General features: G+C 71.6%; 9 protein-coding genes. 6 read left to right on the top strand and 3 right to left on the bottom strand.

Annotated features, from left to right (window positions below; genetic code table 11):
• Positions 1 to 160: 160 nt before the first annotated feature.
• On the bottom strand, positions 161 to 1,174 hold the full coding sequence (locus tag ACZ4UB_RS05530; RefSeq protein ID WP_354381162.1) for a LacI family DNA-binding transcriptional regulator: 1,014 nt from the start codon (positions 1,172 to 1,174) through the stop codon (positions 161 to 163).
• A gap of 394 nt (positions 1,175 to 1,568) precedes the next feature.
• Here ACZ4UB_RS05530 and ACZ4UB_RS05535 point away from each other — a divergent pair, with 394 nt between their 5' ends.
• The 4 genes from ACZ4UB_RS05535 to ACZ4UB_RS05550 all read left to right on the top strand — a co-directional run bounded on the left by ACZ4UB_RS05535 (position 1,569) and on the right by ACZ4UB_RS05550 (position 6,819).
• Complete coding sequence (locus ACZ4UB_RS05535) at positions 1,569 to 4,217, top strand: RICIN domain-containing protein (protein ID WP_468068435.1); 2,649 nt, start codon at positions 1,569 to 1,571, stop codon at positions 4,215 to 4,217.
• 165 nt (positions 4,218 to 4,382) lie between these two features.
• On the top strand, positions 4,383 to 5,345 hold the full coding sequence (locus ACZ4UB_RS05540; RefSeq protein ID WP_468068436.1) for an expansin EXLX1 family cellulose-binding protein: 963 nt from the start codon (positions 4,383 to 4,385) through the stop codon (positions 5,343 to 5,345).
• Positions 5,346 to 5,473: 128 nt separating this feature from the next.
• Positions 5,474 to 6,004 (top strand): SigE family RNA polymerase sigma factor, encoded by a 531-nt coding sequence (locus tag ACZ4UB_RS05545; protein ID WP_468068438.1) that lies wholly within the window; start codon positions 5,474 to 5,476, stop codon positions 6,002 to 6,004.
• Positions 6,001 to 6,819 (top strand): hypothetical protein, encoded by an 819-nt coding sequence (locus tag ACZ4UB_RS05550; protein WP_468068439.1) that lies wholly within the window; start codon positions 6,001 to 6,003, stop codon positions 6,817 to 6,819. The genes ACZ4UB_RS05545 and ACZ4UB_RS05550 overlap by 4 nt, the downstream gene beginning before the upstream one ends.
• Positions 6,820 to 6,962: 143 nt before the next feature.
• Here the strand turns inward: ACZ4UB_RS05550 and ACZ4UB_RS05555 are convergent, their stop codons facing one another.
• Entirely contained in the window at positions 6,963 to 9,845 is a 2,883-nt protein-coding gene (locus ACZ4UB_RS05555) for a glycoside hydrolase family 48 protein (RefSeq protein WP_468068440.1), read from the bottom strand.
• 612 nt (positions 9,846 to 10,457) lie between these two features.
• Here ACZ4UB_RS05555 and ACZ4UB_RS05560 point away from each other — a divergent pair.
• Entirely contained in the window at positions 10,458 to 12,194 is a 1,737-nt protein-coding gene (locus ACZ4UB_RS05560; RefSeq protein ID WP_468068441.1) for a glycoside hydrolase family 6 protein, read from the top strand.
• A 124-nt stretch (positions 12,195 to 12,318) separates the two neighbouring features.
• Here ACZ4UB_RS05560 and ACZ4UB_RS05565 read toward each other — a convergent pair whose 3' ends face one another.
• Entirely contained in the window at positions 12,319 to 13,371 is a 1,053-nt protein-coding gene (locus ACZ4UB_RS05565; protein WP_468068442.1) for a LacI family DNA-binding transcriptional regulator, read from the bottom strand.
• A gap of 355 nt (positions 13,372 to 13,726) precedes the next feature.
• Here ACZ4UB_RS05565 and ACZ4UB_RS05570 point away from each other — a divergent pair, with 355 nt between their 5' ends.
• The gene (locus tag ACZ4UB_RS05570) at positions 13,727 to 15,088 is read left to right on the top strand and encodes an ABC transporter substrate-binding protein (protein ID WP_468068444.1); all 1,362 of its coding nucleotides are present in this window, start codon (positions 13,727 to 13,729) and stop codon (positions 15,086 to 15,088) included.
• Positions 15,089 to 15,200: the final 112 nt, after the last annotated feature.

Below are 15,200 nucleotides of genomic sequence, written 5' to 3' on the forward strand. Positions count from 1 at the left end.
GTGCGGTCCGCGTCGCCCGTGGGGACGGGACGGACCGCACCGCCTTTGGCTTGAGTGAGATTGTTAGCGTTAACAATTGACCGAACAAGGGGCCTGACGTCCCGTTACCCAATCTTGACCAGGCCCACCGGCGCCTCAAGGGGCGCGGTCGCCCGCCGGGCTATTCGGGGGTGGTCCCGGGCGGCCGGCGCCGGGCCACCGGGCCCGCGCTGCGGCGCTGCACCAGCTCCGGGGGGACCAGCACCTGGCTGCGGGCACGGGCGACGCCGGTCAGCTCCTCCACCAGCAGTTCGAGGGCCCTGCGTCCCAGTTCGCCGAAGTCCTGCCGGACCGTGGTCAGCGGCGGGGAGAAGTACGCCGCTTCGGGAATGTCGTCGAAACCGACCACGCTGATGTCGCCGGGAACCGCCCGGCCCGCCTCGTGGAAGGCGCGGAGCAGGCCGAGCGCCATGTGGTCGTTGGCGCAGAAGACCGCGGTGACCAGGGGGTCCTCGGCGATCCGCAGTCCGGCCTCGTACCCGGACCTCGCGCTCCAGTCGCCGCTCCGCACCGGCGGCACTTCGGCGCCGCGGGCCTCGAGGGCCTTGCGCCATCCGTCCTGCCGGGTCTCGGTCTCCAGCCAGCCGGAGGGACCCGAGACGTGGTGGACCGTGGCGTGCCCGAGGTCGAGCAGGTGCCGGGTGGCCGCCAGCGCGCCCGCCGCGTTGTCGACGGCGACCACCGGCACGGTGGACCGGCTGCCCGACCCGACCGCGACCACCGGCACGGCGCTGGACGGCTTCGCCACCGCGCTCACCGCTGAGATCTGCGGCGCGATGACGACGATGCCCTCCACGCCCTGGTCGCGGAGCCGGTCCACCGCCTCCTGTACGGACCGGCCGTCCAGCGAACGCAGGCTCGCGACGCTGACGAAGTACCCCGCACCGCGTGCGGCCTGCTCGATCCCGTCCAGCATCGAGGCGGGGCCGTAGAGCGCGCTGCCGAAACTCACCACACCGAGGGTCTGGGAGCGGCGGGTGACCAGCGCGCGGGCCGCCGAGTTGGGGCGGTAGTCGAGCTCCCGGATGGCGGCGAGGACCCGGTCCCGGGTGTCGGGCCGGACGTGCGGTGCGCCGTTCAACACCCGGGACACGGTCTGGTGGGACACGCCGGCGACCCGCGCCACATCCGCCATCACGGGCTGGCGGGGCTCCGGCTCGGTGCTCGCAGTTCCCACTCAAGGCCCCCTCATCGGTCGTACCCGTGCGGATCACAGCCACCTCTGGGCGGTGTCTGGTGGATCGGGGCCGGGGTCGCAGGGCTTCGCCGACACGCCGACTCTCTCATGAGCGCTCGCGCGAGTGTATTTGTTCGCGATCACATATGGATGCACGGCCGCCCCGAAGAGGAGCGGGATCGGCCGGGGAGACCTGCGATGGTCCGGCAACCATTTCCGGAGCGGCGGCAACTGACGGGCAGACCAGAAGGCGATCAGACCCACGGGTCGTCCGATCCCCCGCCGCAGGCCGGCGCACAGGAGTGACCTGAGCGCGTGCACGCCGCGGGGCCCACGCGAGGAGCAACCGCCCATGAACGAGTCGGAACCCACGGCGGCCGGCCGCGGCCGGCACCGGACCACGGCCGGTGACGAGCCCCGTACCCGGGGGCGCCACCGCCGGCGCGGGGTGACGATCAGCCTGATGCTGGGCGTGCCCGCCGTCCTCGGCCCCTACCTCCTGTTCGTGCAGGCGGATTCGGACGCCGCGACGGTGGACGGCGACGCCTACTACACGCTGACGTCCGTGCGCAGCGACAAGGTCGTCGAGGTGCCCGGCGCGGACACGTCGGACGGCATCTGGATACGGCAGGCGACTCGCGTGGCCGGCGCCGCGGGTCAGCAGTGGCGACTGAGGCCGGCGGGGGACGGTTTCTACGAGCTGGAGAACCGCGCCAGCCACAAGGTCCTCGGCGTGCGCGGCGCTGCCACGACGTCGGCCGCGGCCGTCGAGCAGCAGAGCGACCACGGCGTGGCCGCGCAGCAGTGGAAGGTGCAGGACGTGGGCGACGGGGCGGTCAAGTTCGTCTCCCGGAGCAACGGCATGGTGTTGGACGTGTGGGGCGGCTCCATGGGCGACGGTGTGCCGCTCATCCAGTACGCCGACAAGGGGAGCACCAACCAGCAGTGGAAGCTGGGGAAGGTGGCCGGCTCGGGCGGTTACACCTGGCGCAACGCGCAGATCGTCGGCGGCGGCTTCGTCACCGGGCTGGTCTTCAACCCCTCCCGCAAGGACCTGCTGTACGCCCGGACCGACATCGGTGGCGCGTACCGCTGGGACGCGGCCGCCGCCCGGTGGACCTCCTTGACCGACTGGATCGGCGGATCCGACTGGAACCTGCTGGGGATCGAGAGCCTGGCGACCGACCCGGTCGATCCGAACCGCTTGTACCTCGCCAGCGGCACCTACACCAACGACTGGGCGGGCAACGGCGCGATCCTCCGCTCCACGGACCAGGGCGCGACGTTCCAGCGCACCGACCTGCCGTTCAAACTCGGCGGCAACGAGGACGGCCGGTCCATGGGAGAGCGACTGGTGGTGGATCCCGATCACCACAACACGCTCTACCTGGGTACCCGCAAGAACGGGCTCTGGCGCAGCACCGACTACGGCGTGACCTGGAGCCAGGTCTCCGCCTTCCCGGTCAAGGACGGTGCGAGCAGCGGAGTCGGCCTGTCCTTCGTCACCTTCGGCCCGGCCGGCAGTCGGACGATCTACGTGGGGGTGGCCGACAGGACCACCTCGCTGTACCGCTCCACCGACGGCGGCACCACCTGGCAGGCCGTGGGCGGCCAGCCGACGGGGCAGTTGCCGCAGCACGGTGTGCTGTCCGGCGACGGCTCGCTGTACCTGACCTACACCAACGCCCCGGGCCCGAACGGGGTGACGGCCGGTTCGGTGTGGAAGTACACGCCGTCCACCGGGGCCTGGCGGAACGTCTCGCCGTCCAGCGGCAGTTACGGATTCGCCGGGCTGGCCGTCGATCCGCAGCACCCCTCCACGGTGATGGTCACCACCCTGGACCGCTGGTGGCCCTCCGACGAGATCTACCGGTCGACCGACGCAGGCGCCTCATGGAAGGCGCTCGGCGCCACCTCGGTGCGCGACGCCTCCGCCGCGCCGTACGTGGGCACGGGCATCGGCCACTGGATGGGCGCGTTGGCCATCGACCCCTTCGCCTCCGGACGCGTGCTGTACGGCACCGGATCGGGGATGTGGGGAAGCGACGACGTGACGGCGGCGGACAAGGGAGGCGCCACGCACTGGAGGGTCCCGGCCAAGGGTCTGGAGGAGACCGCGGTCCTCGGGCTGATCAAGCCTCCGGGCCAGCCGCTGATCAGCGCACTCGGCGATGTCAGCGGATTCCGGCACGAGGACCTGACCAAGGTGCCCGCCAAGGCGCTCTCCGGACCGCTGTTCACCAACACCACCGGCATCGACTTCGCCCAGGCGAAGCCGGGGTTCGTGGTCCGGGTCGGTCTCGGGGGCGCGCAGCACGGCGCCTATTCGACCGACGGCGGCGCCGGCTGGACGCCGTTCGCGGGGGAACCCGTGGCCGGAGCGGGCGGCGGCGCCGTGGCCGTCTCGGCGGACGGCGCCGCGGTGCTCTGGACCCCCGCGGGCCAGCGGCCGTTCCGCTCGACCGACCGGGGTTCGACCTGGACGGTCGCCTCCGGGCTGCCCACGGACGCGGCCGTGGTGGCCGACCGTTCCGCGGCGAACACCTTCTACGCCCTCAAGGGCGGCACCCTGTACGCCAGCACCGATGGCGGCAAGAGCTTCACCGGCCGGGCCACCGGCCTGGGTGACGGGCAGCTCAAGGCGACCCCGGGCGTCGCCGGTGACCTGTGGATCACGGGCGCGGGCAACGGACTCCTGCACTCCACCGATGGCGGGGCGCACTTCGCCAAGCTCGCCGGCGTGCAGCTGGCGCACGGAGTCGGCTTCGGCAAGCCCGCCCCGGGCGCCAGCTACCAGGCCCTCTACCTCAGCGGGACGGTGAAGGGCATCGCGGGATTGTTCCGCTCCGTCGACGGCGGCTCGACCTGGGTCCGGATCAACGACGACCAGCACCAGTTCGGCGGGAACGTCATCTCCGTCGTCATCGGCGACCCGGACGTGTACGGCCGGATCTACCTGGGCGCCTACGGCCGCGGCGTGGTGTACGGCGACGCGTCCTGATCGTTCCGGGGCCGCGGGCGGGCGGCCGTGCGCGCCGCCCGCCCCGGTCCCGGCGACAACGACACCAGCACCGAACCGGATCTGACCTGACCTGACCGGCAACCTTTTGGCCTTCGGCGGCAACACCAGAAGGCAACCTCGAATCGATCTACCGAACGGACGGGCATGAGGACGACGAAACACGGCGCTCCGCGCAGACGGGGCGGCCGGGGGGCGGCCATCGGCATACCGTTGGCGGTGCTGGCCACCAGCGTGCTGGTCTGCCTGGCCGTCACGCTCCTCCCCGGAAGCGGGACCGGTGCCGGGCGTCCCGCGGACGCGTCCGTCGCGGCCGCCCCGACGAACGCCGCCTCCGGTTCCGGATCGTCGGCGGCCGGCCCCGCGGCGACGACGGCCGGCGCCGCGGCCCCGTCGACGCCGCCGCCGGTCACGAGCCCGCCCCCGCCGTCCGCCTCCGGCGTCCCGACGCCCTCGGCCGCCAGCCCGGCCCGCACGCGGTCGGCGGCCGCCTCGGCGGGACGGATCAAGCCGTCGGTCAGTTACCGGGGAGTGGCGACCGCCTACGAGGCGGGCGACGGCAACGGCGCCTGCCTCTACGGGCCGTCCGCCGATCTCATGGTCGCGGCGATGAACCACACCGACTACGAGTCGTCCGCCGCCTGCGGCGCGTACGTCCAGGTCCGCGCCGCGGGCGGGGCCTCCATCACGGTGCGGATCGTCAACGAGTGCCCCCTGCCCTGCGCGCCCGGGCAGCTCGACCTCAGCCAGGAGGCCTTCGCCAAGCTCGCCGAGCGCTCGGTCGGCCGGATCCCGGTCACCTGGACGCTGCTGAGCCCCGCCGCGCCCGACGCGATCTCCCTCCGGTACAAGACCGGGTCCAGCCGCTCCTGGTGCGGCGTGCAGGTGATCGGGCACCGCAACCCGGTGGCGGTGCTCGAACTCCGCACCTCCAACGGCTGGCGGACGCTGCCCCGCACCGAATACAACTACTTCCTCTCCACCGACGGCGGCGGTTGTGGTGGAGCGATCAGGGTCACCGACCTCTACGGAGAACGACTGACCGTCGAGGGGATCGCACTCGCACCGGACGTCGCACAACGGACCGACGTCCAGTTCGCCCGGCATTGACCGTGTCGTCCACATGCCGTCACGACGCCCCCCGCGGGGTGGGCCGCCGTCCGGCCGCGGTGGCGGGCACTGTTACGCTCCGGCCGGTTGTTAACGCACACATCGTAGGGAGAGGGCGACCGGGGGAGATGCTCCTTCATGACGCGTCCGTGGAGTTCCACGACTTCTTCGAACGCCACTACGCCGAGCTGGCCCGACTCGCCCATCTCCTGACCGGCGAGACGGACACGGCCGACGACCTCGCCGCGGATGCCCTGGTCGCCCTGTGGCAGCGCTGGGACCGGCTCCGTGATGCCGACCACCCGCTCGCCTACGCGCGCGGCGTGGTCACCAACATGGCGCGGGAACGGATCCGCAGCGCGGTGCGCGAGCGGCGCCGGATCGCGCTGTTCTGGTCCCGCGCTCCGGAGCGGGCGGAGGGGCCCGACGTGGCGGCCGTGGTGGACGTACGCACGGCGCTCGCCCGGCTGCCCTTCCGCAAGCGGTCGTGCGTGGTGCTGCGCCACGCCTTCGACCTGTCGGAGAAGGACACGGCGGCGGCGCTGGGCATATCGGTCGGTACGGTCAAGAGCCAGACCTCGAAGGGAATGGCAGAGCTGGAACGCATACTTGGCGCACGAGCGGCCGGCGATCTGGTGACAGGGAGGAGGAACCGGTGAACGAGGACATCACCCGTCGCCTGCGCGAGGCCGCGGGGGCCCACCAGCCCGACCGCGCGAGGATGCTGGCCCGCGTGGAACGCGGTACGGCCGACCGTACCGTCCGTCACCGCACGCGCTCCCTCGCGCGAAACTGGCCCAAGGCCGCGCTCGCCGGCTGCGCCATCGTCGGCATGCTGGCCACCGGCGGTCTCGCGGTCGCGGGCATCGTCCAGACTCCGCCCCCGTCGAAACCCCCCACCGCGCCCACGACCCCGTCCCCGTCCCCGACGCTTCCCGCCTCGCCGACGCCTTCGCCCCCCGCAGGCCAGGCCCCGCCCACCAAGGCGCCGGCCGCCCCGCACACCACCCCGCGCCCCACTCCGCCGCCCGACAGCCGCATCCAGAACGGCCCCCTGTGGTCGAACGGCACGCTGGGTCCGCACAACACCCGCTACTGGGCCCAGAGCGACCTCACGCTGAGGACCACGCAGCCGCTCACCTCGCTCACCGTCGAACTGCGCATCGCCCAAACCGGCGACGTGCGCAACACCGGCAACTGGCGCACCCTCCCGAGCGACGAATTCACCTTCACCGTTCAGGAAGCCGGTGGAGCGCTGGTCTACCGCTGGGTCCTCAAACCGGGCCGTACCGTACCGACCGGCGAGCACATGTTCGCCGGCCAGTACAACCACGCCGCCGGCGTGCGCGATGCCGGGGACGACGACTACCGCGTCGACGCGCGGACCTCGGGCGGCTCCGCCGCGGTCTGGGGCGGATTCGCCCCGGGAGGCCGGCCCGGTGATCCGCTCTCCTCCACCAGTCCTGGACGCTGACGGTCGGGTGCGGTCGCCGGGCGGGGCAACGCTGCGGCACCGCCCGCACGCTTGCCGGGCAGGGACCTCGAAGGCCGGGCAGACCTGGGGAGCAGGTCTGCCCGGCCACTGCGCACGCGGAGCCCTCCGGGCGGGGCGGGCTGTTATTCGAGCAGGTCCGCGTACGAGCCCATGGCCAGGGCGATGTCCGCCTGGGCCCAGAACCGGTGGTAGGTGAAGACGGGTGCGGCGCCGCCCGCCAGGTAGGACTCGATCTTCGGCCAGGCCGGGTCGTTCTTGTAGAAGGAACGGATGGAGGCGAAGGTGGACGCGGAGTTCACCTTGTCGCCGTTCGGCATCACGCCGGTCCACGTACTGGGCACGTACACCGGGTCGTTGAAGCGCTTGTAGTCGGTGCGGGTTTCCTGGACGGCGACGCCGAGCGCGTCCTGGTGGTGGGCCCACATGCCGTCGAGCAGGGCCTTGGCCACGCGCTTGGCCTCGGTGTTCCCGGACTTCGCCGCGTAGTAGGTGAGGGTCTTGGCGTAGGCGGCCGCCACCCCCACGTCGTCGGTGTAGTCGGCGACGGTGACGTGCAGGCCCGCGTTGGCGCCGGGAGCGGAGGCGTTCCAGGTGTCGGGGGCGCCCGACCACTGGAGGGTGGAGGGGATCCGGTAGGTGCCGTCGGGGTTGACGGTGGTCTTCGACAGCGCCCAGCCGACCCACTTGTCGAGGACGGTCTTGGCCGCGGCGTCGCCCGTCTGCCGGTAGTACTCGGCGACCCGCTCCATGGACCAGGCCTGGAAGCCGAACCACTGGTTGGACGCCGGGTCGTGGTAGACGGGCTGCTCGTCGTAGAAGAGGCCGTGGAAGGTGGGGGTCCCGGCGGGCGGCTGCGCGTACCGCCCCTGCCAGCTGTTGGTGGCGCCGCCCGCGATGGCGCCCTCGTCCGACTGGAGCCAGCGGTAGAACTCCAGCTGCCGGTCCAGGCTGGTCGCCCAGTCCGCCGCGCCCGTCGCCGACTTGGGCTTGAGCGGGGCGTACTCGCTGAGCGCGTAGGCGGTGAGCGGGTTCTGGTAGCCGCTGTGGGTGTGGCTGGAGCCGATCCGCCAGGACCAGCCGGCCGAGGTGTCCGTGGCGCCGCCCCAGGCGTAGTACCAGGACATGAGGTAGTGCGCGCTGTCCTTGCCGGTACCGGCCGGGCAGACCGTCGGTCCGACGCAGTTCCCGGTCTTCTTGAAGTACTTGTCGAACATGGCGTACCGCAGGTAGTCGCCCATCTTGGCGGCCTTGGAGACGGTCGCGGTGACCTGGCTCCCCTTGCCCTGCTCCTTGGCCCAGACATCGGCCCAGTAGGCGGCCTGCACCGCGCGCGCGTCGGCGTCCGGGGCGTCCGTGAACTTCCACTGCTTGGCGTAGGAGGAGTCCCCGGTGAAGAGGTCGAGGTAGCCGTTCTTGCCGCCGTAGCCGAAGTTGTCGCAGGTGGGGTGCGGCACGGTCTCCCAGACCGACTCCTGGGGCCCGCGCTGGAAGGTGTTGATGTAGGAGGGTCCGGTGGCGGTCGGTCCCGCGGAGCACTTTCCGGGCCCGTTGCCGTAGCCGTAGACGTTGTCGACGTCCTGGAGCCAGTGCATTCCGTAGATGTCGTCCGTGCCGTACGCGCCCTTCAGCTCGGCGGCGATCGGGTCGGCGCCGGCCGCGACTCCCCCGTCGAGCTTGGCCGGGTACTGCGAGGGAAGGTCGTGCTCGGGGGCGTAGGTGGCGGGCTTGGAGGCGTTGTAGGAACCGGTCGTGGGCTGGTCGGCGTGGGTGGGGATCATGAACTTCTCCATGGTCTCCCACGCGCCGTTGAACTTGGCCCAGTCCCCGGTGATCTTCCCGTACATCGCCTGGAGCCAGATCAGGTAGCTGTACGCCTCCGAGGTCGTCTCGTGCCCGTGGTCCGGGGCCTCCACGATCAGTGTCTCGACGGAGTGGTACGGGACGCCCTCCGGGGAGAAGTAGCCGTTGGCCGGGTTGGTGATCTTCCCGTAGAGGTCGAGGAAGCGGGCGTCGTACGTGGAGTCGGCGGCCGTCTCGACGGCCGTCACCTCGGCCTTGGCGTGGCCGGGGGCGGTCGCGGTGAAGACGGCGGAGCCGCTGCCGGTGGTCCCGGCGGTGACCGTCACCTTCTGGGCGGTGTTCCAGTTCCCCCGGGTGAAGGTCAGCTGGGCGGGCGTCGCCGTGAGGTCGGTGTTGCCCGAGGTGCGGGCCACGCCCACCTTGACGTCGGCGGCCGGCTGGGCGGAGAGCTTCAGATCGAAGGTGCCCGAATCCCCCCGGCGCACGGGGAGCTGCGCGGGGGTGGCGACGAGGGCGGGGCCGGCCGCGACGGTGATGCCGACGGGGGCCGACTCGGCGGAGGCGCCGAGGCTGTCGTACGCCTTGGCGTAGAGGGAGTGGGAACCGGCGGCGAGGCCGGCGGCGGCGAAGGTGAAGGGCGCCGTGGTGTCCGTGCCCAGGAGCGTGGTGCCGCTGTAGAACTCGACCTTGCCGACACTGGCTCCGTCCGCCGCCGCGGCGGTGGCGGCGAGCGGTACGGGGTCGCCCGCGGTGTAGACGGCGCCGGCGGTGGGGCTGGTCAGGACGGCGACCGGAGGCTGATGGGCGCCGGTGCACGCGGTGCCGTTGACCGCGAACGCGGTGGGGGCGGCGTTGGTCCCGCTGTAGGTGAACTGGGCGCCCGCGGTGACGGCCGCGCCCGCGGCGACCGTCCTGCTCCAGTCCGGGGCCGCCACGCGGACCGTTCTGCCGGACTGGCTCCAGATGCCGTTCCAGCCGTTGGTGAGCTGCTGGTTGCCGGAGTGGTCGTAGGTGAGGGTCCAGCCGTCGAGCGTGGTGGCGGAGCGGTTGGTGAGGGTGAGCTCGGCGGTGAAGCCCGAACCCCAGTCGTTGGTCTTGTAGTCGACGCTGCACTGGACCCCGGCGGCCGCGGCGGTGGTGGCGCCGACGGCGGTGAGGCCGAGGGGGAGGGACAGCGAGAGGGCCGCGGCCGACGCGGTCAGCATTCTGCGTCGGACGCGTGGTCCGGGAGGGGGGTGTACCGACATGCGGATGGTTCTCCTCGCGGCTCGGGGAGACGAAGGGGAAGAACGGGTGCGCACAACCTCCGAACGAGTGGGAGCGCTCCCACTGTGCAGACGGGACGCGGCGCCGTCAAGGGACGCGAAGAGTTGGAAGGGATCCGCGAGGAATTTACCCAACCCCTCTTTTGCATGGCGGCAGTTGGCGCTACGGTCTGGGCCCAGCGAGTGGGAGCGCTTCCACGATCGGTACGCCGTCACGGCGCGACCTTGCTCCAAGGGCCCTCGCCTGCGACGGCCCCGCACCTGTCGGCACCGCTCGGCGGAGCCGCGCCGACCTCGCGCGACAGCGCACCGACGGACATCCGGCTACGGCCTGACCCGCCCACACCTGCGACACGCCCCTCGATCGAGACGGGCCTGTCGGGCTCCACTCATCGTCCCGCCCCCCGGCCCGGGTCGCCCCCGGTCGCGGGGACGGTACGGCGAGAGCACCCGGCACCACCCCTCCAGCGCAGCCCTGCTCGTATACGACCCGCATTCGGCACCGGGCCGCGCGACCGCCCGCGCACCCAGAACTGAAAGGCACCCCACGACATGAGCCGCACGATCCCACGCACCGCTTTACTGGCCGCCCTCAGCCTCGTCACGGCCGCCGGCGCCACCGCCACCGTCTTCGGCACCAGCGCCGGCGCCGCCACCGCCGGTTGCAAGGTCGAGTACCAGATCACGAACCAGTGGAACAACGGCTTCGGCGCCAACGTGATCGTCACCAACACCGGGGACCCGGTCGCCTCCTGGAACGTGGAGTGGTCCTACGCGAACGGGCAGCAGGTCACCCAGGGCTGGAACGCCGCCATCACCCAGTCCGGGGCCGCCGTGAGCGCCAAGAGCCTCTCCTACAACGGGTCGTTGGCCACGGGCGGTTCGACGTCCTTCGGCTTCAACGGTTCGCACGACGGCACGAACGCCGTCCCCGCGACCTTCAAGCTCAACGGCGTCACCTGCAACGGCGCCACCGACCCGACCACGCCCCCCACGACTCCGCCCACCACACCCCCCACCACACCGCCTCCGACCGGCGGCAAGGCCGACAACCCCTACGCCGGCGCCAAGGTGTACGTGAACCCCGAGTGGTCCGCCAAGGCCGCCGCCGAACCGGGCGGCACCAGGGTGTCGAACCAGCCCACCGGCGTCTGGCTGGACCGCACCGCGGCCATCGCGGGTGTGAACGGCGGCATGGGTCTGCGCGCGCACCTCGACGCGGCGCTCGCGCAGAAGGGCAGCGGCGAGCTCGTCGTCCAACTGGTGATCTACAACCTGCCCGGGCGGGACTGCTCCGCGCTCGCCTCCAACGGCGAGTTGGGCCCCACCGACATCGACAAGTACAAGACCCAGTACATCGACCCCATCGCCGCCATCCTCGCCGACCCCAAGTACGCGGGGCTGCGGATCGTCAACACGGTCGAGCTCGACTCCCTGCCGAACCTGGTCACCAACGTCTCCGGGCGTCCGACGGCCACGCCCAACTGCGACGTGATGAAGGCCAACGGCAACTACGTCAAGGGCGTCGGCTACGCGCTGAACAAGCTGGGATCGATCGCCAACGTCTACAACTACCTGGACGCCGGCCACCACGGCTGGCTCGGCTGGGACGACAACTTCGGCGCCTCCGCCGAGATCCTCAAGCAGGCGGCCACCGCCGAGGGCTCCACGGTCGCCAACGTGCAGGGCTTCATCGTGAACACGGCCAACTTCAGTGCCCTGAAGGAGGACCACTTCTCGATCGACGACTCCGTGGGCGGCACCTCCGTGCGCCAGTCGAAGTGGGTCGACTGGAACCGGTACACCGACGAGCTGTCCTACGCCCAGGCCATGCGCACCAAACTGGCGTCCCTGGGCTTCGACTCGCACATCGGCATGTTGATCGACACCTCCCGCAACGGATGGGGCGGCGCGGCCCGCCCGACCGCGGCCGGACCGCTGACCACCGTGGACACCTACGTCAACGGGGGCCGCTACGACCGGCGCATCCACCTCGGCAACTGGTGCAACCAGGCGGGCGCCGGGCTCGGCGAACGCCCGCAGGCCGCTCCCGCGGCGGGCATCGACGCGTACGTGTGGATGAAGCCGCCGGGCGAGTCGGACGGCGCGAGCAAGGAGATCCCGAACAACGAGGGCAAGGGCTTCGACCGGATGTGCGACCCGACGTACACGGGCAACGTGCGCAACGGCAACAGCATGTCGGGCGCCCTCCCGAACTCGCCGCTCGCGGGCCAGTGGTTCTCGGCCCAGTTCCAGGAGCTCATGAAGAACGCCTACCCGGCGCTGTGACCCACCGCTGGTGAGAATCCCGGAGCGGTACGGAACCCGGTTTCCGCACCGCTCCGGGCTTCGCCGCGCCCGGGCGGCGCCGGCCGACGACCGCCCGCGGGCGGGGGAGTTCGCATGGGACCCATCAGGAGGAAGCCCGCACGACCAGTTCCGTGGGGAGCACCCGGCGCGGCCCCTCGCCCCTCCCCCGCCCCGGGGCGTCCCCGTCCCGGGACCCTTCCGCGATCTTGTCGAGCAACCGCCGGGTCATCGTGCGCCCCATCTCCTCGATCGGCTGGCGCACGCTCGTCAGCGGCGGGTCCATCAGCCGGGCCACCATCGAATCGTCCACGCCGACCAGGGCAACGTCTTCGGGGACCTCCCGACCGGCCTCGCGCAGCACCCCGCGCGCGCCCGCCGCCATCACGTCGGAGGCGACGAAGACCGCGTCCAGGTCGGGGCCGCGCTCCAGGAGCGCGCGCATCGCCCGCCGGCCGCCCTCCTCGGTGAAGTCCCCGACCGCCACGAGGGACTCGTCGGGTGCGATCCCGGCCTCGGCGAGCCCGGCGCGATAGCCACCGAGGCGCGCCCGGGCCACGTACATGTCGAGGGGGCCGCTGATGGTCGCGATCCGGCCGCGACCCCGGCCGACGAGGTGGGCGACGGCCGCGCGTCCCGCGCCGATGTTGTCGGAGTCCACGTAGTCGACCGGTTCGGCCTCGGCGCGCCGTCCGTTCATGACCACCGGCAGGCCGAGCTTCGCGATCCGGTCGGGCAGCGGGTCGTCGCCGTGGACGGACGCCAGCAGCACGCCGTCGACGCGCTGGGCGGCCAAGTAGTGCTCGAACCGCTGGCGTTCGGCCTCGGTCCGGACCAGGGTGAGCAGCAGTTGCTTGTCGGCTTCGGCGAGTTCGGCGCTGACCCCGCGGATCAGGTCGAGGAAGTACGGCTCCGCGAAGAGCCTGGCCTCGGTCTCCGGAATCACCAGGGCGACCGCGTCCGTCCGGCTGCCGGCCAGCGCCCTGGCCGCCTGGTTGGGTACGTACCCCAGCTCGGCCACGGCGCGGGTGACGGCCCGCCTGGCCTGCTCGCTCACCCGGGGCGAGCCGTTGATGACCCGGGAGACCGTGCCCCGGCCGACGCCGGCCAGGGCCGCGACCTCTTCCAGGGTGGGCCTGTCGTTCCGCCATCCGCTCATGCTCTTCGAACTCCCCCGTCGCCGCGGCCCACGTATCGCCGACGCAGCGCATGGGAGCGCTCCCACACTAACCTCGATTCCCTCATCGCGCCACGACCACATCCCCAATTCGGCGGCCCACGCCCGAAATCGGGGCCGACGACATGCCCGCAACCCCGCGGCGGCGAATCCGCGTTCACCTCTTGACACCCACCCCCGTTAGGCAGCAACCTTCCGGCACGACGTGGGAGCGCTCCCATCCAAGGGGAGCGACAGCGGCCTTCACATCGGTCCGGGCGGGCTCCTCGCCGAGCCGCGAACAACCCGCCGGACCCCCTGGCGCACAACGAGCACCACCTGGGACGAGGAGAGTTCAATGCGCACTTCCAGCAGCAGACGCGGACGCCGCGCCACGATCAAGGCGGTCTCCGTAGCCGTCGCCGTCGCGGCCGGTGCGGCCCTGCTCACCGGTTGCGGCGACGACGGCGCCGGAAAGGACGAGGGCAAGAGCGACAAGGCGGGCAAGGAGCAGATCACGCTGCGGATCGGGACCTTCGGCTCCTTCGGCTACGACAACACCACCGGGGCCAAGCTCTACGCCGAGTACGAGAAGGCCCACCCGAACATCAAGATCGAGGAATCGAACGTCGCGGACGGCCAGAAGTACTGGGACACGCTCAAGCTGCGCCTCTCCCGCAACAGCGGCCTCGCGGACATCCAGGCCCTGGAGGTCGGCTACATCGCGGAGGCGACCGGGTCGGCGATGGCCGACAAGTGGACCGACCTGCGCACCACGGGCGGCGCCGACCTCGGCGCGTTCCTGGACTGGAAGGTCAAGCAGGCCACGACGGGTGACGGCAAGGTCATCGGGCTCGGCACCGACATCGGCCCCATGGCCATCTGCTACAACAAGGACCTCTTCGCCAAGGCCGGGCTGCCGACCGAGCGCACCGAGGTCGGCAAGCTCTGGGCCGGCGACTGGGCGAAGTTCCTCCAGACCGGCGAGACCTACAAGAAGAACGCCCCGGCCGGAACCGCGTTCCACGACTCCGCGAGCGGCCTGTTCAACGCCGTGGTCGCCAGCGAACCGGTGCAGTACGCCAACGCCAAGGGCGAGCTGGACTACGCGAACAGCCCGGGCGTGAAGAAGGCGTGGGACACCGCCGTGACGGCCGCCCAGGGCGGTCTGACGGCGAAGTTGCGCCAGTTCGACGAGAAGGGCACCTGGAACGCGGCCTTCAAGAACGCGAAGTTCGCCACCGTCGCCTGCCCGAGCTGGATGACGGGCATCATCAAGGAGCAGGCGGGCCCCGAGAACCAGGGGAAGTGGGACATCGCCGCACCGCCCGTCGCCGGGAACTGGGGCGGCTCCTTCCTCGCCGTGCCGAAGTCCGGCAAGCACGCCAAGGAGGCGGCCGAGTTGGCGGCCTGGCTCACCGCGCCGGCGCAGCACGCCAAGGTCTTCGGCGTGAACGGCAACATCCCCTCCTCCAAGGACACCCTCAGCTCGCCGACGGTCCAGGACGCCAAGCTGCCGTACTTCGGTGACACCCCGGTCGGCAAGATCTACTCGCAGGCCGCGGCCGGCATCACGCCCGCCCCGATCAGCCGCTGGGACGGCCAGGTGAAGACCTTCCTCACCGACAACGGCATCCTCGACATCGAGCAGCGCGGCACCGACCCGGCGAAGGCCTGGGACAACGTCAAGAAGCTGGTCGACGACAAGATCGACAAGTAGCGGGGCCCTCGACGGCCCGTCGCCACCCCGTGGCCACCCGCCACCGCCCCGCGGGTGGCCACGGGCCGTCGCCTTCGCCTCGCCACAGCAAACCGCAGCACAGCACAGCACC

Source organism: Streptomyces sp. NPDC028419 (genome assembly GCF_055565515.1).